20 protein-coding genes are annotated in these 23,705 nt (G+C 49.5%); 5 read left to right on the plus strand and 15 right to left on the minus strand.

Annotated elements, in window-relative coordinates:
• Positions 1 to 32: 32 nt before the first annotated feature.
• The 3 genes from SAQUA_RS17305 to SAQUA_RS17315 form a co-directional block, all read right to left on the minus strand.
• Positions 33 to 986: a SinI family autotransporter-associated protein gene (locus tag SAQUA_RS17305; protein ID WP_380674988.1), complete on the minus strand. Its 954-nt coding sequence runs from the start codon at positions 984 to 986 to the stop codon at positions 33 to 35.
• Positions 987 to 1,093: 107 nt separating this feature from the next.
• Positions 1,094 to 3,358: an inverse autotransporter beta domain-containing protein gene (locus SAQUA_RS17310; RefSeq protein ID WP_380674986.1), complete on the minus strand. Its 2,265-nt coding sequence runs from the start codon at positions 3,356 to 3,358 to the stop codon at positions 1,094 to 1,096.
• Positions 3,359 to 3,512: 154 nt separating this feature from the next.
• Positions 3,513 to 3,932, minus strand: coding sequence for a transcriptional regulator (locus tag SAQUA_RS17315; protein WP_380674984.1), 420 nt, complete (start codon positions 3,930 to 3,932; stop codon positions 3,513 to 3,515).
• A 2,693-nt stretch (positions 3,933 to 6,625) separates the two neighbouring features.
• On the opposite strand from SAQUA_RS17315, the gene SAQUA_RS17320 reads away from it, so the two are divergent.
• The 5 genes from SAQUA_RS17320 to SAQUA_RS17340 all read left to right on the plus strand — a co-directional run bounded on the left by SAQUA_RS17320 (position 6,626) and on the right by SAQUA_RS17340 (position 12,133).
• Complete coding sequence (locus SAQUA_RS17320; protein ID WP_380674982.1) at positions 6,626 to 7,246, plus strand: fimbrial protein; 621 nt, start codon at positions 6,626 to 6,628, stop codon at positions 7,244 to 7,246.
• A 200-nt stretch (positions 7,247 to 7,446) separates the two neighbouring features.
• Entirely contained in the window at positions 7,447 to 8,148 is a 702-nt protein-coding gene (locus SAQUA_RS17325) for a molecular chaperone (RefSeq protein ID WP_380674980.1), read from the plus strand.
• Between the two features lie 16 nt (positions 8,149 to 8,164).
• Complete coding sequence (locus tag SAQUA_RS17330) at positions 8,165 to 10,675, plus strand: fimbria/pilus outer membrane usher protein (RefSeq protein WP_380674978.1); 2,511 nt, start codon at positions 8,165 to 8,167, stop codon at positions 10,673 to 10,675.
• Positions 10,666 to 11,667, plus strand: coding sequence for a fimbrial protein (locus tag SAQUA_RS17335; RefSeq protein ID WP_380674976.1), 1,002 nt, complete (start codon positions 10,666 to 10,668; stop codon positions 11,665 to 11,667). Before SAQUA_RS17330 ends, SAQUA_RS17335 begins: the two co-directional genes overlap by 10 nt.
• Before the next feature lie 187 nt (positions 11,668 to 11,854).
• Entirely contained in the window at positions 11,855 to 12,133 is a 279-nt protein-coding gene (locus tag SAQUA_RS17340; protein ID WP_380674974.1) for a FaeA/PapI family transcriptional regulator, read from the plus strand.
• 237 nt (positions 12,134 to 12,370) lie between these two features.
• On the opposite strand, the gene SAQUA_RS17345 is transcribed toward SAQUA_RS17340, so the two are convergent.
• From SAQUA_RS17345 to SAQUA_RS17400, 12 genes are all read right to left on the minus strand, one after another.
• On the minus strand, positions 12,371 to 12,817 hold the full coding sequence (locus tag SAQUA_RS17345; protein ID WP_380674972.1) for a hypothetical protein: 447 nt from the start codon (positions 12,815 to 12,817) through the stop codon (positions 12,371 to 12,373).
• A gap of 495 nt (positions 12,818 to 13,312) precedes the next feature.
• On the minus strand, positions 13,313 to 13,846 hold the full coding sequence (locus SAQUA_RS17350; protein ID WP_241680001.1) for a fimbrial protein: 534 nt from the start codon (positions 13,844 to 13,846) through the stop codon (positions 13,313 to 13,315).
• Positions 13,847 to 13,858: 12 nt separating this feature from the next.
• A complete protein-coding gene (locus SAQUA_RS17355; RefSeq protein ID WP_380674969.1) occupies positions 13,859 to 14,371 on the minus strand; it encodes a fimbrial protein in 513 nt (170 codons plus the stop codon).
• 12 nt (positions 14,372 to 14,383) lie between these two features.
• The gene (locus tag SAQUA_RS17360; RefSeq protein WP_380674967.1) at positions 14,384 to 14,881 is read right to left on the minus strand and encodes a fimbrial protein; all 498 of its coding nucleotides are present in this window, start codon (positions 14,879 to 14,881) and stop codon (positions 14,384 to 14,386) included.
• Positions 14,882 to 14,894: 13 nt separating this feature from the next.
• Positions 14,895 to 15,416, minus strand: a complete 522-nt coding sequence (locus tag SAQUA_RS17365; RefSeq protein ID WP_380674965.1) for a fimbrial protein — start codon at positions 15,414 to 15,416, stop codon at positions 14,895 to 14,897.
• Between the two features lie 49 nt (positions 15,417 to 15,465).
• Positions 15,466 to 16,221, minus strand: a complete 756-nt coding sequence (locus tag SAQUA_RS17370) for a fimbria/pilus periplasmic chaperone (RefSeq protein WP_380674963.1) — start codon at positions 16,219 to 16,221, stop codon at positions 15,466 to 15,468.
• A gap of 11 nt (positions 16,222 to 16,232) precedes the next feature.
• Positions 16,233 to 18,806 carry an outer membrane usher protein gene (locus SAQUA_RS17375; RefSeq protein WP_380674961.1) on the minus strand — a complete coding sequence of 858 codons (2,574 nt, stop codon included), beginning with the start codon at positions 18,804 to 18,806 and terminating at the stop codon, positions 16,233 to 16,235.
• Between the two features lie 79 nt (positions 18,807 to 18,885).
• Positions 18,886 to 19,407, minus strand: a complete 522-nt coding sequence (locus tag SAQUA_RS17380; RefSeq protein WP_380674959.1) for a fimbrial protein — start codon at positions 19,405 to 19,407, stop codon at positions 18,886 to 18,888.
• Positions 19,408 to 19,492: 85 nt separating this feature from the next.
• Positions 19,493 to 20,038 (minus strand): fimbrial protein, encoded by a 546-nt coding sequence (locus SAQUA_RS17385; protein ID WP_380674957.1) that lies wholly within the window; start codon positions 20,036 to 20,038, stop codon positions 19,493 to 19,495.
• A 1,385-nt stretch (positions 20,039 to 21,423) separates the two neighbouring features.
• Complete coding sequence (locus tag SAQUA_RS17390; protein ID WP_380674955.1) at positions 21,424 to 21,744, minus strand: GrlR family regulatory protein; 321 nt, start codon at positions 21,742 to 21,744, stop codon at positions 21,424 to 21,426.
• A 280-nt stretch (positions 21,745 to 22,024) separates the two neighbouring features.
• Positions 22,025 to 23,026 (minus strand): hypothetical protein, encoded by a 1,002-nt coding sequence (locus SAQUA_RS17395; RefSeq protein ID WP_380674953.1) that lies wholly within the window; start codon positions 23,024 to 23,026, stop codon positions 22,025 to 22,027.
• Between the two features lie 153 nt (positions 23,027 to 23,179).
• On the minus strand, positions 23,180 to 23,701 hold the full coding sequence (locus tag SAQUA_RS17400; RefSeq protein ID WP_380674951.1) for a hypothetical protein: 522 nt from the start codon (positions 23,699 to 23,701) through the stop codon (positions 23,180 to 23,182).
• Positions 23,702 to 23,705: the final 4 nt, after the last annotated feature.

Raw genomic sequence — 23,705 nt, forward strand, 5'->3', positions numbered from 1 at the left:
GTGGCAGTGGTCCTTTCCAGCAGACGCACGCCTTAGTTAAAATCCACTTTCAGGCTAAAACCCTGGTCCCCCGAAACGGCACCGGAACCAGACAGGCTGTTGACCGGAACGCTATAGCTGTCAGCGGTCGCGCCAGAAATAATGTGGTTACTCAACGTGACCGGGGTGCTACTGCCCGCAGCCGTGGTGTTGCTGCCATCCAGCTTCCAGCTTATGGTGCTCAGATTGGCCGTTACGTCTTTCTCTCCTTCGTCCCAAACTCCATTTCCATTAACGTCTTGCCAGGCACGGAACAGATAGGTTTCGCCCACTTTCGGGTTATTGCCCTCGGTGCGTGAATAGTCCGCCGCGCCACTGCCCGCACTCGGGTTGTCAGACGCCAGGAATATCCCTCCAGCAATACCGGTGGTGGAACTCCCCAACGCGATTGGCCCAGGCAGAGTCGCTGTACCCCCGCCGCCCTCTGCTGCGCTCCCCTTGCTGGTGTCCAGCACCACAATGGATTGCTGGCCGCGAAGTGGGATACCGGTCTTCGACTGCTCCCAGATCTCTACTTTGATCGCCGTGGCACCCAATGCCTCTGAAGGGATCGTGATGGTTGACGTACCCGGTGTGCTGCCGATGGCAGGCACATTGCTGGTTGGGGTTATCGTGACTTCGGCACCGCCACCGGCCGGGGTATAGCTCCATACCACCGTTGAGAGCGAGTCATCCTCGTCACCGTCACTGTCGTCATGGCGATAGGTCATCACTATGGTGTCACCCGTCGACAACACTTCTGCCCGGGCATAGGTCCCGCTGAAATCTACGCTGTGTGGCGTATTACTGTTGGAGGGAGCAACCAGTACCGGTGACTTCCCGCTCACCGCCAAAGTTGTGGGTGTGCTACCTGCCCAGGCAGTACCAGCCATCCCGATGCCGAGCATCAACACTAGTGCTATCGGTTTTAGTGCAAGCCCCTGTGGCGATTTCTTGTCTTGTTTCATTTCCCGTCCTTTACCTGTTCAGCGCAGAGCCAGTGTCATTATTCTTTCCATGGTTTCCCGTCACGTCGCGGGCCATACCCAGCTTCACCGAACCGGGAGTAACAACCTCAATACAGCACCTTCAGGCCAAAGCCTTGATCACCGCAGGCTACCCCGCTGTTACTGCTACCATTCAGACGCGGTATAAAGGTGTAGCCCGTTACGCCAGTATCATGGTCGGTCAGCGTGACATCGCATCCTGCCGCCCCGGCATTACCATCCAATGCCCAATGCAGCGTTTCCGGCGGGAAGCTGGCAGTTACATCTTCATTAGCCGCGTTGAACAGCTTCACGGTATAGGTCACCCCGATCTGCGGGCTGGTCTGGGCCGTCAGAATGTCAGCGCCGTCCGGATCCTGAATTTCTGCCCGTACGACTTCCGGCATGGTGCTACTGGCGCTAAAGGTGATTTCCTGTGGTGTGGTCATGCCGTAACTGCCCAAGTCGGTGGCGATAATGAAACGCCCTGGCAACGTACTCACCAGTTCCCTGACGTGATAATTCACCCCTGCACGCTCTTCGATACGGTCGCTCTTGAGGCTGACGCATTGCTGCACCTTGCCATCCGCGTCGCTGGCGCAGTTCTCGCTGATCTTCACCGTTGCCCCGGTGGTGGCGTCCTTCATCACCCAGCTCGGCGCTAACGCCGGATCGCTGATCGCTTCACCCAAATGGTTGGTCAGATAGGTCACCAGTTGCACCGCATCACTCTCCAGCCCGGTAGCCGGTTTGCTCGCACCATTCTCCACCTCAAGTTTGGCTTGGCGCTGCTGGCCCACCGCAACCTCAACGGTATTGGAAGTGACCTGGCGCCCTTTCTCATCCGTCAGCGTGACAGACAGGTGGTATAGGTTGGTGGCTTCCGGAGCAGAGTCCCAAGCTGGCAGCTTGATGGTCCACCCCTGCGGATTATCAGTACCCGCCGTGGCCATGACCGAAAGCGGAATGACATCCCCATTCCAGTTCACTGCCGTTATCCGGTACTTGCTGCTCACCAGCGGCTGCATCATGTAGCTATCTCCTTCCAGCAGATCACCCGGCACGGAAGAGAGATCAAGATCGAATACCCCGTCCTTTTCCTTGTATTCCAGAACGATGTCGTAATTGCGGTCCACCAGGTCGTAACGGCTACCCTTGAGGCTGCGCGCTTGAGCAACACGATCCGGGTCAAGCTGTTTGTCCAGCGGAGTACCAATCTGGTAATTAAGCTGCAGGTCTGCCTTGCCTTCTTTCTGGCCGTTCTGACCTGATTTATGGTTGAGCTTGAGCGTCAGCAGTGGAACCGGGGTGTAATCCACTCCAGCGGTGACCGCGCTTGGGTCCTTTTGCAGATTGTCCTTACCGAACAGCGCTACCTCATCGCCGTAGTACTGCTCATAAACCAGCGAAGCCCCCAACTGTGGATAGGCGGGAAGGTAGCCCTGAGCGCGGACATCAAAACCCTTAGCTGGGCGCTCAAGATAATCATCAAAGTCCTTGGAATCTTTCCAATTGCTCAATGGATGGTAGTAGTTGGCCGCCAGCTTCAGGTTGTCACGCCACAACTCTGCCCCCATGCCGCCTCGGGTGTGGCTGCGGCTGATATCCTGATCGATGAAGGCGTTATAGCCCCACATCCAGTCGCCTTGTTCAAAACGAACCCCGCCCCCCGCGTTACCGATGGTGCGGCCATCCTGACCGTGGATGCCGACCTGAGAAAACGCCAGCACGTTGTCAGTTTCATACCAGGGGCTGAACAGCGAACCGCCACTCCCCTTGAGGCTGCCTCTATCATCGACAGCAATATTGATCTGTGCCTTACCGAACTGCCCCAGGAAGTCCTGAGCTTCTCTTTGTACCGGTGCCACCACCTGGTTTTTTGCCTGGTTTTTAGCCCACCCCTCTGCCTGACTCTTCACCTGCTCACCGGTCATGGTGTTCCAGTTTTGTGCCCCGACAAATTGTGCAGCCCCTGCCGTTTTCATTTCGGCTGCACTGACACCGTCTTTCGGTAGCGGAGCATTCCCCATCCCCAATTCAGGCAGGTCACTGGCAATCACCCCACTGGTATCTTCAGCGGGAAATAGAGGCGAATTGATAGGGAGTAATAAACTTTCACCTGTATTCAGTCTGTCACGGCGATCAAGGCTGCCTTTATTCAGTTTGCGCAATTCCACTACCGAAATACCGCTTTGTAGCGCTAACTGATATAGACTGCTGTCTGTCGGAACGGTGTAAATACGTGTTGCCGATAAAGAGGCTGAATGACTATTCCCTTCCATAACTGCTGCCAGTGCCACACCACTGCCCATCAGTAATGAGGCGATAACCGAAAGACGTATTGATTTTCTCATTGAAAAATTCCCTTGCGTGGGGTGCATGTCTGTATATCCTCAATTATTGCGGACGGACAAAAGACAAAACGCTCGCAGCACTATGGTGAAAACTCAAACTAGAGAGGTAATCCCTCACTGCAGAGGTGCACTTCTTTTATTTTGCCACTCACCTTTACATAACACTTATTAATTGTGAGTTTTTGCTCTTTATAGACTTAGTGTATAGCCGTTTAACATTGGCAGTTTTTAATCGGTATCCTTTGCCTCTTACCGTAGAAATAAAATCATCTTCCAACCCGAGGTTTTTTAACTTTTCCCTTAATTCTGCAACGACTTTATTGAGACCTTTATAAGAAGAAATCAAGCCACGGTCGTCCCAGATATGATGTAAAATATCAGAATAAAGCACGACCTCTCGCTCCACTCTTTCCAGTAAATAGACAAGGAGTTGCATAGGTGTTTCACCAAGAAAAATCGCCTCCGCTGAATAAAATTTTAATTTTCGGGAGGTATAGAGTCTCGCGACAACCCCTAGCTCAACATCAACCTGAATGTCTTCACCAATGCGATAACCATAAGTTGTTTCCTTCATAGTAATGAACTCCAGTAACCGATAAAGCTATTAGTAGCTCCACCTCTTCTTCAAGTCATTCTTTCCCTACGAGCTTTAGGCCGCCTGATGATTATCGCTTTTTAAGAAAAAGATTAAACCCCTACAAATGACATTTACAAAAAGCAACAAAACACAAAAAACAACCATTAAACTACAATAAATGGAATAAAAAATCATAAAATTAATAAAAATAGAATTTTAAACCAGAAATATGGAAAAAACATCAATGGGGTTTTATGTACTTATTTTTTAGGATAATCCCTATAAAATATATCAAACATCGTTTTGTAACCTTATTGCCCCCAATAAACCATACCAGTTAAAACCTTTAATACATTAATTAATAAAATAAATGCACTTAAGAAAAAATCAGATGATGTAAGTTTTAAAAAGCCATTAAAAACATAAAGATAACTTAAAAATCATGCATGTGAAATGCCGATAACGTATATATAAGTAAAAAACAATACGGTATCTTAAGAACTTAACCTGAAATTTTTCTTGATTAAAACCCTATTTTTTTGGTTTGCAAAAGTAAAGTTTTAGCGCAGGAATAATCTCAATTTACTTTTAACCTTAGCAGGATACACCACAGCAAAATATAAACAAAGAGACTGAGTTTTGATAACCCATTCTCTGATAATTTTTACATCTAATGATAATTTAAAACTATTTAAATTTAAAAAACCTATTAGTTAAAAAAATATTACCGACTTGAGGTGCTTAGGTTATTTCAATATCATTAATGTTAACCTTTTTCTGACAATACGGTTTAGATTACACTAGGCTATGTCTTCAATTGCCCGTGGTGCCGTCGCAGACCCAAAAGCCCGTTATCAAGGCGAAGGGCGAAGGACATAGTTGCGCTCAGTTCAAGCCCGATCCCCCAGAGAACGAGCTTTGGCGGCGCGCCCCTTCGGGCTGGGGCCATTTGCGCGTATTGCGGCGTTGTTCGCCGCTTATTTGGTCTACCAAACCTCGCGGCTCACGCCTTGCTCTGTGCGCTCATGACCGCCAGCGGCACTCATGAGCTGTTAAGGGACATAGCCTAATTCCCGAGCAATCATCACTAAACTCCAGTCTTCAGAGGCCAGCAAGACGGAAACACAATGATCGATAACATGCTTCAGCCCCCTGGTCTCCATCACATAATTTGCAGTACCTCACAGACTGACCAGCCCATTGCTGCGATGATTTAAGAAAAATCCGACCCGTCACTCCTCTATTTTTTACAAGCTATCGGGAGGAAGAAATCTTACTCCAGCCTTTTTAACCACACTCCTCAAGGCCTCGCAGTCAGGCTGCTTTATATCCTCTCTAGCGAATTGTTTCTATTCAGAAAACAAACAATTTCAATACAAGAAACAATCTATCTCGAGATGTTATTCTATTTTTTCAATTTTAAATTTTTTAAAAAAAACAATTTTCAGATTAAAAACCTTGTTAAATTCAAGTAACCAGAGTTAAAATCTCGTGAGTAACAATTAGCAAGCTATTGAAATTTTAATTTACCACCTGCAAACTATCGCTATATACTCCAATCAAGCTCAACCTATCAGGATGATTGTTAATTTGAATCGTCCTATATTTTGGTACGTAGCAGTTCAGTTCTGCTTCAATGGTAAGTGGCTATTAAATACGCATGATTAATAAGTAATAAGCACTTATTTTAAGTGGAGCTTGTGGTGTGAAGTTTTCAGTTAAGCATCCTGAGCGGCACAAACCAGGCAAGAGCAAAAAGCACAATATACTCTACATAATTCGAGTGGCATTCTATACGGCAGGGGCAAGACCCGTGGCCGGGTAGAGTAGCCGTACGCAGCCAACACCAGGGCAACTTGAAGTATGGTGAGTATAGAATATTCCTAACGTGATACGGATATCCTCACAGGCTTGTCGTTTCTCATCGCGGCAGAGCCTATATTTTGGCTAGATACTTCATTGACAAGAAAGTCGATGCAATTGCCCGATCCTGATGTGGAGGGCAATTTCCCGATCCTGGCGGTTACAGGATAGTAGGCTGTATCACTCAATTGAACATGAGCGACGCAGGCAGTTAAGGGACACAGCCTAATATTGCAAAACCAGCTTAAGGTAAAAAGGCTTGCCATCTATGCTCTAAATAATTCGAGTTGCAGGACAAAAACGCAATGCGTTTTTGAACAGCGCTTGCGCTGGCCCCGTAGGGGCGAGGCCCTATTTTGGGCCGAGTAACGCGGCAACGCAATGAATCCCCAGGAGCTTACTCCGGTAAGTGACTGGGGTGAGCGAGGAAAGCCAACGCACATGCAACTTGAAGTATGACGAGTATATATGGCGAACCTTGAGGAGCAATACAATCAAACAGTACTCTGCTGTTTCGTTGTATACCCAAAATAATTCGAGTTGCATGTAAGCGGCAAGTCTGAGAGTCGCCAGGAGCATAGTCTACTATGTGACTGGTGCGAACAGATGAAGCCAACACCCATGCAACTTGAAGTATGAAGGGTATATATCGATATTACTTCGAGTTACAGAGTTATTACACATTTACCATTTACGATTGCTGAATCGCTCATATCGTGAATGAGAATGCTGTATTAGCCTGTTGCTTGGAATATGTGTGGACTATTTTTAATAGTCCACTGTGGACGATGTTGTTTTTAATTCACTATAACCAAAAAGGCCAAATTATGAAAAAAGTCCTTTTCCCGATGATGATATGTTCCACCCTTTCTCTGTCAACTTACGCTGCAACAGACAATGTCGGTGGGGGGAACATTAACTTCTATGGCAAAGTAACTGATGTTTCCTGCGAAATTTCCGTTAATGGCCAAGGCAGTGACGCTAATGTTTATTTACCCCCGATCAGCCTGACAGAAGCTAAAGGCGCCGCAGCAAACACATTTTTGAAAGCACAGCCTTTCACCATTGATGTTACCAACTGCCAGTCTGTTAATGGTGCGCTTGGTGATTACATGGATGGCGATCAACTCGCTGTAACCTGGACCGGGGGGAACTTGCTAACAGGAGCGACAGGTGTCGAGCAGGGATATCTGGCAAATACCGAAAGCACAGGTGCCAAAGATATTCAATTAGTTTTGGCAACCAGAGGGAACAGTTCCCTTTCTGGGACCAAAATCATTCCGGGTTCATTAACACCACCGTCAACATCCGTGAATATAGACACGAACATTCTTGGTAATAAAGGTGCTCGATTTACCTACTATGTAGGCTATGCGACTAATACACCAAATACTGTCACTCCGGGTGTGTTAAACAGTTACGCTACCTACGAAATTGTTTACCAATAATTCCTTATCTTCAATACTCTAAATAATTCGAGTTGCATGTAGGCGGCAAGTCCGAGAATCACCAGGAGCATAGACAACTATGTGACTGGTGTGAACGGGCGTAGCCAACACCCATGCAACTTGAAGTATGACGAGTAAAAAGCGGCCTTAACCGGCTGCTTTGATAACGTGTGCTACTCTGAAAGCATGTTGAGGTACCTATGCTATTACGCATCATATCAATTTTTTTTATTATCAGCTTTCAAGTGAATGCTAATAACATCATTGTCAATGGTACTCGCTTTATATTCCCTAGTAATGAAAAAGAAATCACTATCCAATTAAACAATACTGCCGATCGCCCAGCGGTAGCACAAGTTTGGTTGGATAAAGGGGATGCCAGAGAAACCCCAGACAATATTTCCGTCCCTTTTGTGATTACCCCACCAATCTCACGGGTAGATGGTAAAAGCGGGCAGACCTTGCGGGTCCGTCTGCCCAATCGTAACGGCCTGCTTGGCGATCGGGAGCAGCTCTGGTGGTTGAATCTATTGGAAATACCGCCGACGCCCACCAGCGCACAGACGCATGGGAATAATTCCCTGCAGTTGGCTATTCGCTCACGCTTTAAATTTATTTACCGGCCAACAGGGCTGGGGGATCGTGATGCCGCACCAGAGCTGTTGGTGTTATCCAAGCAAGGAGAAGAACTGGCGATTAATAATCCAACGCCTTTCTATATCACTATTACGCGTATTCTTCAGGCGGATAATAAATCTCTGCTGGGTAAAACCGTCGTCGCTCCACCGCTCTCGACAACTCGGGTCACACCCGTCGCGGCATTCAAGAGTGGAGACAATATCTTAATAAAAAACGTCAATGACTATGGAGCCACTGTCTCTGTCAGTAGCCGGATAAAATAAAGTAGGGAGTTACACAATGGAAAAGCTGACATTTTCGGCCGAGAAGATGTGCCCGCTATGCGCGACCATAATGATGGTGGGGCTGGTTTATCCATTTTTTTCAGCTTTGGCAGCGCAGGAAGAATCTTATCAATTCAACGATGATTTCATTATCGGTAAAAAAGATAAAATAGACCTTTCAAGATTCAGTACCTTTGCCATTTTTGAGGGTGCCTATTCCATTGATGTCTATACCAACGGTAATTGGAAAGGCCGTTATGAGATGAAGGTTGAGCGGCGTTCAGATAACAACAAACTGGGTGTTTGTTATTCTGCTGCCATGCTTGAAAGATTTGGCATCTCCGCAAGTAAGCTCAACGCATCATTGGCAAAACAGGCAGATTTCTGTGGTTACCTGTCGCAATGGCGGCAAGATGAAACGGTTAACGATACGTTTAACATATCAGAACTGCGGGTAGATATTTCCGTTCCCCAGCTGTATGAGGATCGTAAATACGCGGGCTATGTATCACCCGAACATTGGGAAAAAGGAATTCCAGCATTGAATCTGTCTTATATGGCTAACTACTATAACCGTAATAGAACATCTTCTGATGGTAATAGCAGTAGTGGTTATTTAGGGATCAACTCCAAGTTTAGCTACAATGGCTGGCTGCTCAAATACGTTGGGAACCTGAATGCTCAAGAGGGTTATGGCACCCATTGGCAAAATAATCAGACTTATCTTCAACGTTCGTTACCACAAATAAAATCAACCTTAACCGGTGGTCAGTTTTTTACCAGTGGCGAGTTCTTTGACAGCGTGAGTTTGCGCGGTCTGCGCTTGGGCACCGACGATAATATGCTGCCTGACGGTATGCGTTCTTATGCACCGGAGATCCGCGGCGTCGCCATGAGTAACGCGTTAGTTACCGTGCGGCAGAATGATTCGGTGATACACCAGACTCAGGTATCTCCAGGCCCTTTTATCATCGACGACGTCTACCCTTCCGGTTACGGTAACGATCTGGAGGTGACGATTAAAGAGGCGGATGGTTCGATTCGTCAATTCAGCGTGCCTTTCTCCTCGGTGCCTCAACTGTTGCGCCCAGGAATGGGCCGCTATACCGTTGTTGTCGGTAAAACGGATGAACCAAGTCTGCATAACAAGCCAACATTGTTTCAGTTTCATTATCAATATGGCGTTAATAATCTGTTCACAGGGTATACCGGGTTGACTGCGTTTAATGACTACCAGGCATACCTACTGGGTAGTGCTTTTAATACCTCTTTCGGGGCGCTATCACTGGATGCTATTCAGTCGTATACCTCGTTGAAAAATAGTGCGGTTTTCTCAGATAAGTCCTCCTATTCCGGGCAAAGTTATCGAGTCACCTTTAACCGAATGTTTCCAAGTACCCAAACCAGCGTCGTGCTGGCGGCTTACCGCTATGCAACAGAGAACTACTTTTCGCTCAACGACGCCTTGCAGATTGTTAATAACCCGAGACGGGGAAAAAATCCCAGTACCTTTGCACGTGAAAAATATGGATTGAGCTATACCCTTAACCAGAGTTTACCCGATGGTTGGGGCGGGCTCTATTTCAATGGCCGAATTTCACACTACTGGAATAGAAACGATACAGAGAAGCAGTATCAACTGAGTTACAACAATGGATGGAAACGTCTCTCTTATTCGGTTGCGTTGCAGCGCAGCTATACCTCTTATCTTGGTAACCGTGGCCAAGAGACGCGCGTATCACTCAATTTCAGCTACCCACTCTCATTCGGCGAGCGTAGTAGCGCAAGCCTGACTTCTGGCGCGATGTTTTCCAACTCACGTTTCAATAATGCTCAGATAGGCCTGAACGGAGCCCTTGGTAATGAAAATGAGTTCAGCTATGGCGTTAATCAGTCATCCAGCCGTTCTGGCAACCATAGCTTTGCCCTCAATGGCACTTACCGTAACCCCAAAGCCACGTTGGCGGCTAATTTTGGCCAGGGCAACAGTTACCGCCAAACTGGCGTAAGCGCCAGTGGCTCTCTGCTGGTACATCAAGGCGGGATCACTTTGTCACCGGAAACGGGAAATACCGTTGCACTGATTGAAGCCAAGAATGCCCAGGGCGCAGCACTACCCGGCGTACCTGGCACACGTATTGATAGTAGAGGGTACGCCATATTGCCGTATCTGCGCCCTTATCGGGTCAATGCGGTCGAGATTGATCCGAAAGGCGCCGACGATGACATCGTATTCGATAAGACCGTGGCTAACGTCGTGCCCTATGAAAACAGCGTGGTAAAGGTCAATTTCACTACCCGGGTGGAGAAAAATCGAACGCTGCACGCCGTGCTACCAGGCGGAAATAACCTGCCATTTGGTGCCAACGTGGTTAATAAACAGGGGAAAACCATCGGCATTGTCGGTCAAGGCAGCATGCTATTTATCAATGACGAGCAGGCTAACCCAGTGTGGGTTAAATGGGCTAGTGGCCAGTGTAGTGTCAATCTGAAAAACGCCGTGGATCAGGAGGCAATATGTCGATAGGTAAGCTGTTTTCTCTAGCCGCAATACTGCCGCTATTCATTGGTGCTCTAGCTCATGCGGAGTGCACACGCTATGAGAATGAACCATCGATTAACCTGGATATGAATATTGGTCAGGTAGTGGTACAACCAAATGCTCCGGTTGGCAGTGTGCTAGCCTATCGTGAATGGTATCTGGCTAAGAGTGCCCCCATGTACTTCTGTCTAGGGCCAAATCCTTTTGCTTCTAAAGTGATCGGTAATGGTATGCAGGAACTGAGTGACAAAGTTTTTTCTACCAACATACCAGGCATTGGCCTGCGTTTTAAACGTAGGACGGGAAGTGGGTACGTACTCACTTATCCAGGAGTGCGAATGATCACGAACATCGAACCCCGTTATCAAGTCTGGCTTGAATCGACAACGTTTATACTCGAAGTGATAAAAACGGCCCCCGTCACCGGCAGTGGCCGCGTCGCTAGCGGCCCCTATACCAGCTACGGCTACATTGAGGACGATAACCCACCGCTAACGACATCTCTCAGCGCCGATGCCTTGACGATTGTCTCCCCATCTTGCCTGGTGAGCGGCGGGAAGAACCAGCGAGTTGATATCGGTACCATCCGCCAAAATCAACTGACTGGCAAAGGTAGTTTCGCTGGTGGGCGCAACTTTGAGCTAAAACTGCAGTGCAGCGGCGGGGTTAGCCTGTCGGGTTCCGTAGATATCAAGATGACTTTCGATGGTACTTTGGCACCCGGAACTACTGCGGCAGATAGCGTACTGATTAACGAGAATACGGGGAGTCAGGCAGCTCAGGGGGTAGGAGTCCAAGTGTTAAACGAAGATCAGACTCCTCTAGAATTGGGAAAACCCCAGTTGATTGGCACATTAGCTGACAATCAAGTACACCATATCACCTTGAAATACTTCGCGCGGTTCTACCAGTACTTGGATACCATCAGCACGGGAGAGGTTCGCTCGAATCTGGTTTTTAATATTGATTATGACTGAAATCTTAATCGTTGTTATCTGTATGAAGAATAAAATTATCGTCGGGCATCAAGGTTTACTGATAGTTCGGCGATTGTCAGCCGGCATTTTAGTTATCAAGTTGTGAGCACCCGTTTTTCCCGTCGTTTCCACACCTGTAATAGTTCAAAGAAATTGTAACAATAGTCGTTATAAAAAGAGGGATAATATGACTTACATTAATCCGGAGCAAAACCTTCAGTTAAATAATGTACGGATTGCCTTACGCGCGTTATGTCTTCGCGAATGTGCACAGGGAACTCTACCACCCAAAATACTTTGGCCCTGCACCCGCGATGTTGCGAAATGCTGTGACATTTCAATTTATGTCGCGCGCTATTACTTAATCAAACTGGTCGAAAGAAAGAAAGCCTATGTGAGCCCATGTTCGGTTAAAAATAGTTTACGCTGGTGTAGCGCAGAACTTATAGCATCTGATGAGGGATAGAATGAACCGTAAGGATGGTTTTTTAGTAAAACATTGAGTAAATAAATGACCCCGGTCAAATGCATATGTGGGGGCAGTAATTGGGAATCCCGTCTGGTGTCCCTTTGTATTGTTCATTAGTGCCCCCCAGTATACGATGAGTAGAACTGTTTTAACCGTTGATTGGCCTCAAACTACATAATGGCGAACGTCCAGCACATAGGTAACTCAAGGCTCGGTGCAAAGAACGTCTAAAGTTTACAGCGCATCAAGGATCAACACAGCATACGCATTGGTCACCCCGGCCCCGGAAGCAGTTCCCACCAAATCCCCCCTCACAGAGACGGTTCTGTTGGTCAGGCCGTTCAGCCTGATACCCGTTGCCGCATTGGCGCTCACCGCCGTGCCATTGAGGTAAATCTGTGCCGAAACTCCATTACCAAAATTAAGCCGCCCATCGGTGACATTACTGCCGGTAAGGCGCAGGTTGTAGTCTTTGGCGGTGCCGGTGGTGCAAGAAACGTTAAGATTTTGGCTTTGACTCAAACCATTCACATTCAGTGAGGTAGAGTTAAAATCCAAAGACATATTTTGCCCATTCAGGCTACAAACCGAGTTGGGGGCTGGCGGGTTGATAACTTCAATATCATAACCGGGGCTACGCACAAATACGTCCATAATGTAGTGGATGTTGTTACTAACCATGCTGCAAGTCATATGAAAACTCAACAAACTAATTCCCACGTCACCGTAAATACCTTCGCGTGGTAGGGTCAGCGAGCCTAAGACGCTGTTTGCATAATTGCGCCAAGCTTGTGCGTTGGTAGGACAGGTTATGTTGTTAGTAATTCGTCTAAATGAATAACGCTTTCTAATCGAGCCAAAGTAAGAGTTGACAACAATCGACTCATATCCCGGGACAGAGACCCCTCCATTACCCATACTATAAAAATATACCCCATTGTTTATAAGGTCCCCTGTCAACGACGGTAGATCATTGATATTGCCGGTGATTCTAGCACTGCTAGTATCCGGGTAGGCCGGGACCAACTCAATGCGCAGACCCGCCTGGGCTGAACGCTCGCTGGCGCACATCGCCAGCAGCAGTAGCAAACCGGTTAACGTACTCTTGGTAAAACAACGGGGTAGTAGTGCTTTACTGTGCACTCTTGTTAAAAATTTTCCTGCCATGGAATCACCTTATTCATAATCCAATGTGAAAGTGGCCGTTGCGTTAAACGGGCCGATACCTATGGTGCGCCCCGCCAGCGCGCTTGGTTCCCCCTGAATATAGGCACGCAAGCGTAGTTGATTAGTTCCTGCTGTTAGCGTATAGGACGCTTGGCCCTGGTTGAGAGCGAGCGGCTGGCCTGATGCCGTTTCCAACCCAATGACCACCCCGGAGGCCACGCTGCCAGCGTCCAGTTTCAGCATGCCGGGAAGTTCCGTACTCTCGGTACCCGACAGTTTTACCTTCACCACGTTACCCAGCGTCAGGTCACACTCGGTCAGCCGTATGTCGAAATTTTGACTCGGAGCACGCGTGTCGGCATACAGATCCCTATCCCGAACGTCAAAAAACTTCAGTTCCACCGTTTCATCCCCAGGGGCGATCAGGCAGGCGTCGGCAATCAGCGTGCCGTAGAGGCGGACACTCTCGGCATGGCCTGAAGCGCTTAATATCAACAGCGTAGTGGCAAGCCAGTAACGCCTGAAGCTCATTTTTCCGTTCATCAATCTTGTCCTTTACTGGTAGGTTACACGCAGCGTGCCGGTGGCATTAAACGGATCCGCCAGCAGCGTGCTGCCCGGCTGTTTTACCGGTACCGCTTCCAGCGTGGGAGGACTGGCCGGATCGATGGTAATCGCGGTATTCAGCGGTAGCGCCACCCCATTACGTAACAGCTTGATCCCCAGCCGGTTACCATTCTGCGGCGAATTGGCCAACAGCGTAGCGTTATCCGTCGCAAACGGTGCCACAGTCCCGGTAAAGGTGAGGCTCACCGTCCAGGGTTTGCTGGTATCGCCGGTGCATACCAAGGTATAAGGGATGGGCTTTTTATACTGCACACCGTCCACCTTACGTACCCCGACATTGCCAAACGGCACCTCTATCTGCGCGTTATTATTCAACGTACAGACAGGCGGCAGAATCAAATAACCATCAAGAGTGAATGCGCTGGTTTCCTGTGTTGCCCGTGTCTCTGGCATCGCTATCAGCAACCCTGTCAGGAGCAGTACCGTCGTTTTTCGTTTCATCCGTTGCGCTCCTCAGTTGTAGTTGATGACCAGGTTTGCGGCGGCCGAGAAATAACCACCGGAACTGAACGTTGCTGCGGTCGCTTTGATCGGTACGGCGTATAACGCTGGTTGATTGGTATAGCTGAACGCCATAGCACTGTTCAGCGTTAACCGGGTACTGCCGCTATAAAACGCGATCCCCAGATTGTTGAGAGAAGTACCTAGCGCGCCACTCCCACCGGTAAAACCGGCCGGAGTACCGGTGAGGGTCATCGTTAGCGTACCTGTCGGCGTTCTGTCGCAGGCCAGGGTGTAGCCAACTGCCTTACGCTGATAATTGACGCCATCAATCCGCGTGCTCAGAACATCCCCGAAATGTATGTTGTTATTGCTCATCTGCAACGTACATACCGCCGGGATAACCAGTTTTCCCTTTAGGGAGACGTAGGCCGTCGTCTGGGCGGCCTGCACGTTCAGGCTGCTGAGTATCCCTCCCCACAAGAGAGCAATAAATGCTATCTGCTTCATCCTATAGCTCCCGTTAGTTGTAGTTGATGACAAGGGTTACCCCCGCAGTGAAGTCACCACCGGTGGTTAGTGTGACACCCGGGGTTTTGATCGGCACCGCATACATTGTTGGCCGACTGTTGTAGCTGAAACTCCTGCTCTCGCCCAAATTCCACTTGGTACTGTCCGTATAGAACGCAATCCCCAGATCGGGGAGAGAAGTACCTAGCGCACCACTGGGAAAATTAGTGCCGCCAGACAGCGACATCGACACCGCACCTGTCAGGTTGCTACAGCTCAAATTGTAGGGAACCACTTTCTTGTAATTGACACCATCAACCTGCGTACTCAGCACATTACCGAAATCCACCGGAACGCTGTAACCGCTGTTGATAGTGCAGCTAGGGGGAGCATAAATGGTCAGCCTGAGCGACAGATTAGCCTGATCGGCCATTAGCGCCTGCGACCAGAACGTCAGCCCCCCCAATAGCATCCACACCACCTTTTTCCATCCGCCGCCATTGGCCGATGTCAACACCGGATTATCCTGCTGCATAGTCTCTCTCCTTGTCGGCCAGATAGTGGCGTACATCCTGTTGCCACCGTCAGCTCTTCTTCTCCGGGACCACCTGGCACTGGGTGCCGTCACAACGGAAGCTCAACGTGGGCCGCCCGCCATAATCATTGACATAGGTCAGCACCGGGCTATTGCCCAGTGACGCCAGATTGCCGCCCAATGGCGCACTGCTCTTCGGTGCCAGCATCACCGGCTCAAACCCGCCAGCACTGACCCCATCCTTGCGATTTGAGGCATCTACCACCGTGATGTAGTAAGGGGTCGGGTTGTTGGCCACGTAGCGATCGCCCTGCTTGGTCAGCGTCAGTTGCTCCTGCCACGGTGTTGCCATCTCTGTCGTTGTTTTGATCAGCGCTTTGGGCCGATAGAACAACTTGACCCGCGTCTGCAAGGCTATCTGCAAGGTGTTGGCTTTCTCACTTTTGGGCGGGATCTCGCGCAGGTTGAAGTAAAACAGCGTCTCCCGATCCTGCGGTAACGCAGCCGCAGCCGGTAATGTCTGTACCTTCACCTGGCTCTTGGCCCCCGGTTCAACGCGCTGCACCGGCGGCAGCGCCGTCAGCGGAGAACTCACCTTCTTACCATGTTCATCTTCCAACCACGACTGGGCAAGGTAAGGCAGTTGCTGGTTGTCATTGCTGATGTTCAGACTGACGGACTGCTTATCTCCCTCAAACACCACCCGGGTACGGTCTAAGGCGATCGCCGCCTGCGCCGCTGTGGTTGCCAGGGCATACAGCACCACGCCAGACAGCCCTATATTTCTTGCCTTCACGCTTTTCATCTGATGTCTCATTATTCGCTTTTCTCTGGATTGTTTTGCCTTGCGGCCAAATCGTTAGGTGCACCGCCGGATAACTCCCGGCAGGGCAGCAACAAATCTGTCGGGTCAAGGGCAGAGGGGAGTGCCGACGGCAGCGTCAGCTCGCACTGCGCACGATCGTCCCAATGCACCGTCATCCGCTCGCCACGCTCGATACCGCTGAGGTAAACCTGGCCACCATCGTTAACAATGCCCACCTCTCGCTGCTTATGATTGATGACCTGCGCGCCAAACGGCGGCATGCGTCCATCGGCCAGGCGTATCACCGCCATCGCCTTTTCACCGGCGATCACCTCAAACTTACGGTAGCCGATCGCCCCTTCCGTCAGCGTCGCCATGACCACCGAGGTCGAGGCTTCCGCATTCTCAGGGAGCTGATCAAGATCGATGTTCACCTGATTGCGGTAATAGTTGTTGATATCGGCCACCACCGCCTTGCCATAACGGTTACTCTTCAGCACTGCGCCGTAGCCACGGATCGGGATACCCGCGACGCCATCGGTATCAACCAGCAAGCGGGTCCCCCCCGACATGGAGACGCGGTGCGCGGCGGCCCCATCGCGGGTGGCGGTGATCCCCCCTTGTACCCCGAGCCCTACCGAGGTATAGCTGCCCGGTTGGCTTCCCGCCGTGGCGTTGATCTGCGCCCAGTCCGCATCATGACGGAAATAGCCGTTGACCAGCCCGCCTTGGCGATTCCAACCGCTGCTGACCTGATAGTGGCTGCGATCGTTGATCTGATCCGCATAGGTCACCCGGTGGGTATTGTCCCGCCGGTCCACTGTGCCGCTGTAACTTATCGAGCCCGCATTCCCCCACGGCATGGAAAGCGACAGGTACATGCCGTCGTCCTGCTTGCCGTTAAACTGGTTGCGGTAACCCGTCAGAGACAGGCTAATGTTTTTCAACTTCCCGAGGTCAAAGTAACGTGTCAGCGACAGCCCCCAGTAGTCACTTGAGCCGCGATCCCAGTAGGTATCATGGTTGTAATTCAGGGAAGCACTGACACCGAGCTGTTCGAACGGTTGGTTATAGGCGGCGGAATAGCGTTCCTTGCCGCTTTGCTCGCGCTCACCGCGATTGCGTAACGTCAGGTAGTCGTTCATATTCATAAAGTTACGCTCTGAGAAGCGATAGGCGGCAAAAGAGAGCTGGCCGTTAATCTCGTCAAAGCGTTTCGCGTAGTTGAGCCGGAATGAGTTACCCGCCAGCACGATCTGGCCGGGTAAATCCGCTCTGGAGCGCGTGATATCAAAAGAGAGTGCGCCGAGCGCCATCAGATCACGCCCGATCCCCATCGCCAGGGAGTTGTACTTCTCTCCACCAATCAGGCCGCCATATAGAGACCAGCCATTGCTCACCCCCCAGGAGAACTCACCGCTGGCAAAGGCCGGCCCTTCCAGGTGATGTCTAAAATCGGTGGGTCGCCCGGCAGAGAGGCGATAACGCACCCGGCCAGGGCGAGTCAGGTAAGGGATATTGGCGGTACTGACGGTAAAGCTCTGAACACTACCATCTTGTTCTTCCACCTTCACATCCAGTTGCCCGGTCACCGCATTATTCAGGTCCTGGATGCGGAATGGCCCTGGCGCGACCAGGGTTTCCTGCAGCACACGGCCCTGCTGGCTGACCACCACCCGCGCGTTGGTACGCGCCACGCCGCTCACCTCAGGGGCATAGCCGCGCAGGTTTGGCGGCAACATCGCGTCGTCGGTGGCCAGATCCACCCCGGCAAAACGGAAACCATCAAAAATGCTGGAATTCATAAAGTCTTCACCCAGCGTCAGTTTCGCACCCAGATTAGGCAACGCCCGGTAAGCGGTATATTGGGTCCAGTCGAAGTTCTGAGTGGTAGGCTCGCCCGATCCAGTCTGGTGGTTGATAGCTGATTGCCAACTGGCGCGTAAACGCCATGAGCCGGCATTAGCCCCCACGACACCGCTGCCATTCAGGCTGTAGCCTTTCTGTACCCGATTATCATTAGTCTGGCGCTGAGCCTGCCCATTCACGCTGTAGTCCAACAGCAGACCGGGAATACCCTCATCCCAGCGTGACGGCGGGTCCCAATCCGCAGCGCTGTACTCGAGGTAAATCTGTGGGACGCTGAGGTAGAGTGAGCCTGCGCCCAGATCGGCACGCGCAGTCAGGCCCTCCATACTGCCAAGCACCAGGCATTTCCCCCCTTCCGACCAGCGGAGTTGGCGCAAGGCTTCAGGCTTGAGCCCCAAGGTTTCCACCAGCGTTGGCGGTAAGCAGGGCTCGCTATCCTCGGGATCCTGTTCAGAGGGATAAAATACGATGGTTTGTTCCGGCAATGCCGTTAATTGGTTGACTCTGACCTCCAGGCGGTAGTCGCCCGGCATCACATAGCCAGCACGGGAAAAACGATCCAGGTCGATCTGGGAACGATCCTGCAAATCGAGAACTTCGCTATTGAATTCGATGGGCTGTGCATAAACAGCTTGGCCGTTCAGCAGCGCTAGTGCGATCAGTAGCGTTAACAGACGGGTACGCGGAGCCCGTGCTTTGGAAGGGGGAGTGATCATTATCCATTGACCTTTATATGTTAACGGCTTGCCCGCCCTGATTATTGGCATAAGTGGTCGACAGGCTGGCCTGCGGCACTCAGTAATAATCCAGGTGATAGCGGACCAATACGCGATATACCCCGGTTTGCACCGAAGACCCCAGCGGCTTCAGGCTGGCACGGTAGTGCAATTCGGTTTCGCCTGGCTGCATGGGTTGGGGAGGTAGCGGCACTCCCGGCGTTGCCGTATTGCCTGTGCGATCGGCCAGCATCAACACCACGCCACGGCCCGGCTCTTCGAGCCCAAAATGCCCCCCCTCTTCACGACCAGAAAAGGTGACTTGAAACACTTGATGGCTCAAGGCTCGATTGTCACGGTGGGCGAGCACGCAATTGACCAGTTTCAAACTGAAAGGCTGTGCTGTGGCGGCACTATCCTGCATCAGTTGCTCAACGGTCCTTGTTCCCATATTGATGGTCTGGTACTGGCTGGCTGTATCAATATCGCAGGCGGTAGCGACGATCGCGCCACGCATCTCGAACAAGGCACCTGCCTGAGCTTGCAAAGCCTGAAGGCTCCAAGTCAGCAGCAATATCACGCCAAACATTTTCCCTGGCATTTCCAGACTCCTGTCATCTTTGCGTGCGCAGAATACTGCATGCGATCGCTCGCATGCAGCAGTTTCAATCACGCAATACCGGCTATTACTGGTAAGTAAGAGCGAAGGTTGCTATCGAAGTGAAGGTGCCTTCTTTGATATCAGCCAGAACGGTACCGGTATGACCTTTCAGAACGCTGGAGAAATTCAGGGTGTTGTCACCGGCGATCAGATCAGTGACGCCAGTATCTACGCCGAGTTTGATTGGCTGGTTAGAACCATCAAACATCGCGATGCTTGCACCCTTGGCATCACCAGTGATCCCCAGCAGCTCATCACTGTCACCAGCTGCTCCACCTTTTGCACCAGTAAATTTAACTTTAACTTTGTTTTTAACCGGAACGCTGGTTATATCGCATTTAAGCAATTTAATTTTAAAGGTTTGTACTGCTGAAGTACCGCCGTTAACCAATGCGGTATTAGCTACGGCACCAAAGTCAACTTCCTGATTCAGGCTCTCTGGCGCGATAGAGCAAGGTGCGTCAATGATAGAACCTTTGAAGTTCACGTTACCGCCACCGCCAGCAGCGTTTGCCATAGAGGTCACGCCAAAAGCCAATACTGCTGCCAGTGCAAGTTTAGTTAATTTCATTTCTGCTTTGTCCTTAAAATACGTTAATTAACGAGTGTTCCCGATTAAGCCTGCCCCGAAGTTATGAACAGAGTCCCCGTCTATATGTGAGACCCCATTTACTGTCGGTGACGCTATGGCTAAACCAAGCTGCATCCTTTCGGTTTATTTAAAAAGAAGGCATCCCTTTCCTTCCCCTTTGCGCACAAAAGGGGATACCAGAAAACTATCTGGCACTCCATCCGATAAATTAAGAAAAATATTAAGCCATAATAGTACGGACTTATCTTAGCCAAGATAAATCACCACTACTAAATAACATAGTGATGGTTTTATTCGTTTTCCTTGCAATACATGGAATTTATAAAGCATGGCTTTATTAAGCAATAGTCCATCATATCTCTCTCCTTGAGTGCGGAATAATTGTCGCAAAAAACCTTATTCTTTAAAAGACAATTTAAATAAAAGGCTCATCTTTGCCATAAAAACCCCAAAAACCATAATAAGATCATTCTCATTTAATATTTACGCTTAATGGCGCGACACTTTCCAGCTTTTTATTTCAACAGGAAATTATCACTTAATCAATCCCACTTAAATTAAGATTTTTATTACAAACTTGCACACAATTAATGAGAGTAGATAAGCATCAATTAAAGTCACTCTTAGTCGTTTTCAGTGGCCCTATCATTATCATGTATTACTTGGAAAGTTGTGAGAAATTAAAGAGGAAAAGCTTTAATCATTGTAACTTTAATCACAAAATAAATGCTCAAATAGCGATCGCCTGTATAAAAATAAACAGAAAAATCCCATTAATAACTCAACACATTATAAGATAAATCTTAAGTAATTTTAAAATAAAAAGAGAGGTGATGCGTAAAAAAATTCTTTCATATTGTAAAAAAGGTGCAAAAGGACACATTAGTGGAGCTTAGCCGGTATTGAACGAGCGGATAAATCACCAAACAGATTGAGCAGTACAATGCCGTTAGGATAAGTCTCATAAAACAACAAAAATATAATGAGATAAATCTTAATAAAATTTAAATTTTATTGATGAAGCGCGTAAATTACGCTTTCATATTGAAAAAAGGCAGTGTGTGGAAGATCACGTTGGGAAGCTTGGTTGGCATTAAACGAACGGATTAATCACCAACCGGACTGAGGAACGGAAAGCGGCCTAGGCTGTGTACCTCAATTGCACGCGAGCGCCGCTGACGGGCTTTTGGGTCTGCGACGGCACCACAGACAATTAAGGGACACTGCCTAGCGATAAACCAACCGGGAGCAGATTTGCACAGCGTTTACGCTGCCCGTAGGGCAGCCAACCCCGCTGCAGTTTGAAGGGCGATGAGGATATGACAAAAGTGTAGCGGTAATAGGAGTAACTATTTAGCAGGTAATCAAACCATATCCCCGATAAACTTGGCTTGAATTTTTATACCGGTCGATGGCATCCCCTCAACGCCGCCTTGCAGCACGTAATCGTTGCCGAGTTTCTTGATATCGAGAATCAGATGGAAGGAGGTCATCCCGGCATAAAAAGAACTCACGCCGCGGTCATGCTGTAAAATATGCAGGGTTAGCACTGAGCCTTTCACATGCCCTCGGTAGGTGAAACCATAATCACCACCATTAACTTTCTTATCCTTCACAACAATAGTCCCGGTTCCAAAATCCTGGTTATTACTGAAGAAGGAAACGTAATAAATTCCGTCATTCATTGCAGCTATTCCCCATATCACTCGCGAAGTGTCAACGCAATTGTCACCCAGGTTTGATGTAGTCAACCTGTTACCCAGCCTAGACTGTGTCCCTTAACTGAACGCAAGCACCGCTAGTGGCCATTTGTACCCAGAGCCAGGCGTGAGCCGTGAGGTTTGGTGGACCAAATAAGCGGCGAACAACACAGCAATGCGTACAAATGGCCCCAGCCCTGCGGGTCGCGCCCCAAAAGCGCTTCCGAGGTGTAGGGTTGTGAAAGGATGGGATAAACCTAAATTCCTACGCCTGAGGAGTAATAATAAAATTCACCGTATCCATATGCAGCCCCCCTTTGGTCTGGCTGCTCCTAAATAAATTCACCTGCGGCGTCCAACACATCTCGCTCCTTTTCTCTACGCTGCTTGCCGCTTGTGAGAGCGTAATGTATTTTGCGCTGCCGCTCGGGAAAGCAAAGTCTTTCCCCGCCACACCATCATTACTTATCAATCGTAAATTGTATGGCAACTGGCTGCCTGCAGGGCCATTCATCACAAACAGGTTCCGTCCGCCATATTGGCTGGCACCGTTGGTAACGCTCAAGGCATAGTTCTTGTTTTTGACACCGGCTGTGACGTAGCTGACGCACAAATTATTGTTGGCAACATTCTTTATTGCTGCGGTATACCCCTCACCTGGGGCCGTCGTTTCCGGCAAATCCCCCGTATCCACCGTATCCAGTTCCCAGGCGGCTGATTTCAGCTGGAATGCTGGTTCTGGCGGGTCAATTTCTTCAATCGGGGGAAGCTCTTCGTTATTAGAGTAGCAACCACTTGTAGCTATATAGTAGGGGACCAGATAACTGTAAAAGCGGACTAATAATCGTAAAGCAGGGTAACCGCCGGTGTCGGTAGTGAAATCTATAGAGACCGTTGAGGTCTCTTTGATCACTTCAGGATCGGGATTGCCCTCAAAAAAAAGTTGTGCCAGATAAATAGTACCTAATTTTATCGATGGTTTGCTGAATTGTAGATTCGAGTAGTTCAGCACTACTGTGTTTACGGGATCGGCTTTCCCAGCCGAGTTTAATCTGGGCTGAACCATAGAAAAAACATTTGGCCATGAATCGATATTGGAGTCCTCTACAATTTTATAAGTAAATTTTGCTCGCCACTGGGTGGGGCTAAGCTTGATAACAGCACAATCGCTAACGCTGGCATTATAGGTAATACCCGCCCATACTGGTGTCCCCAAGACCAATAGGCTCGCCATCAGCAGTCTGAACAGGTTTGAAATTACTTTCATAACTTCCTCTTTCAATCTTGCATTAAACGGTTACCATCATCCCTTTTAACGCATAAGTGGTATTGCCTACGGATTTAGGTGTGTCTGGGTTGCACCCCTAAATTGCACGCCAGCGGCGCTCGCGTGCAATTTAGCGACACAGCCTACTTGGTTTCAAACTTTCACTTCAAACATCAACACCAGATTGCCCACGTAATGACCAGCAATGCTGCCCAGAACACCCGCCGGTTGACGTGCGGACACCGATAGCAGATAACTGCCCGTTGAAGTATCGCCGACCAGCGGTGGGTTGCTGAATACCTGCGGCGTCGCACTCAGAGCCTGCAAGGCTGTGCCGTCGGCACCAAAGCCTACCTGCTCGGTGGTGAACGCCAGCGACGCATTGGTTTCATGTTCAAGTACCAGCGGCTGCACCAGTGAAACGGTAAACTCTCGCTCATAGCGGATGCTGACCTGGATGGGCACCTGTACCTGATAGCGCGACGTGTCACTGCCCACACTATTGCTTAGCACCAGCGTGTCATACCATCCGCCACCTGGTTTCTCGACGGTGATTTTTGGGAGATTGGTTAACGTAATACTTACCGGCACGCCGCCCAGTGGAATATCTGCTGCACCGGCCCAGCTACCCCAGCCTAGCAATAATGCCCCAGCTATCTGCCGCCACATCCTCATGAGA

It is taken from the genome of Serratia aquatilis (assembly GCF_044865145.1).
Lineage (GTDB): Bacteria > Pseudomonadota > Gammaproteobacteria > Enterobacterales > Enterobacteriaceae > Chania > Chania aquatilis.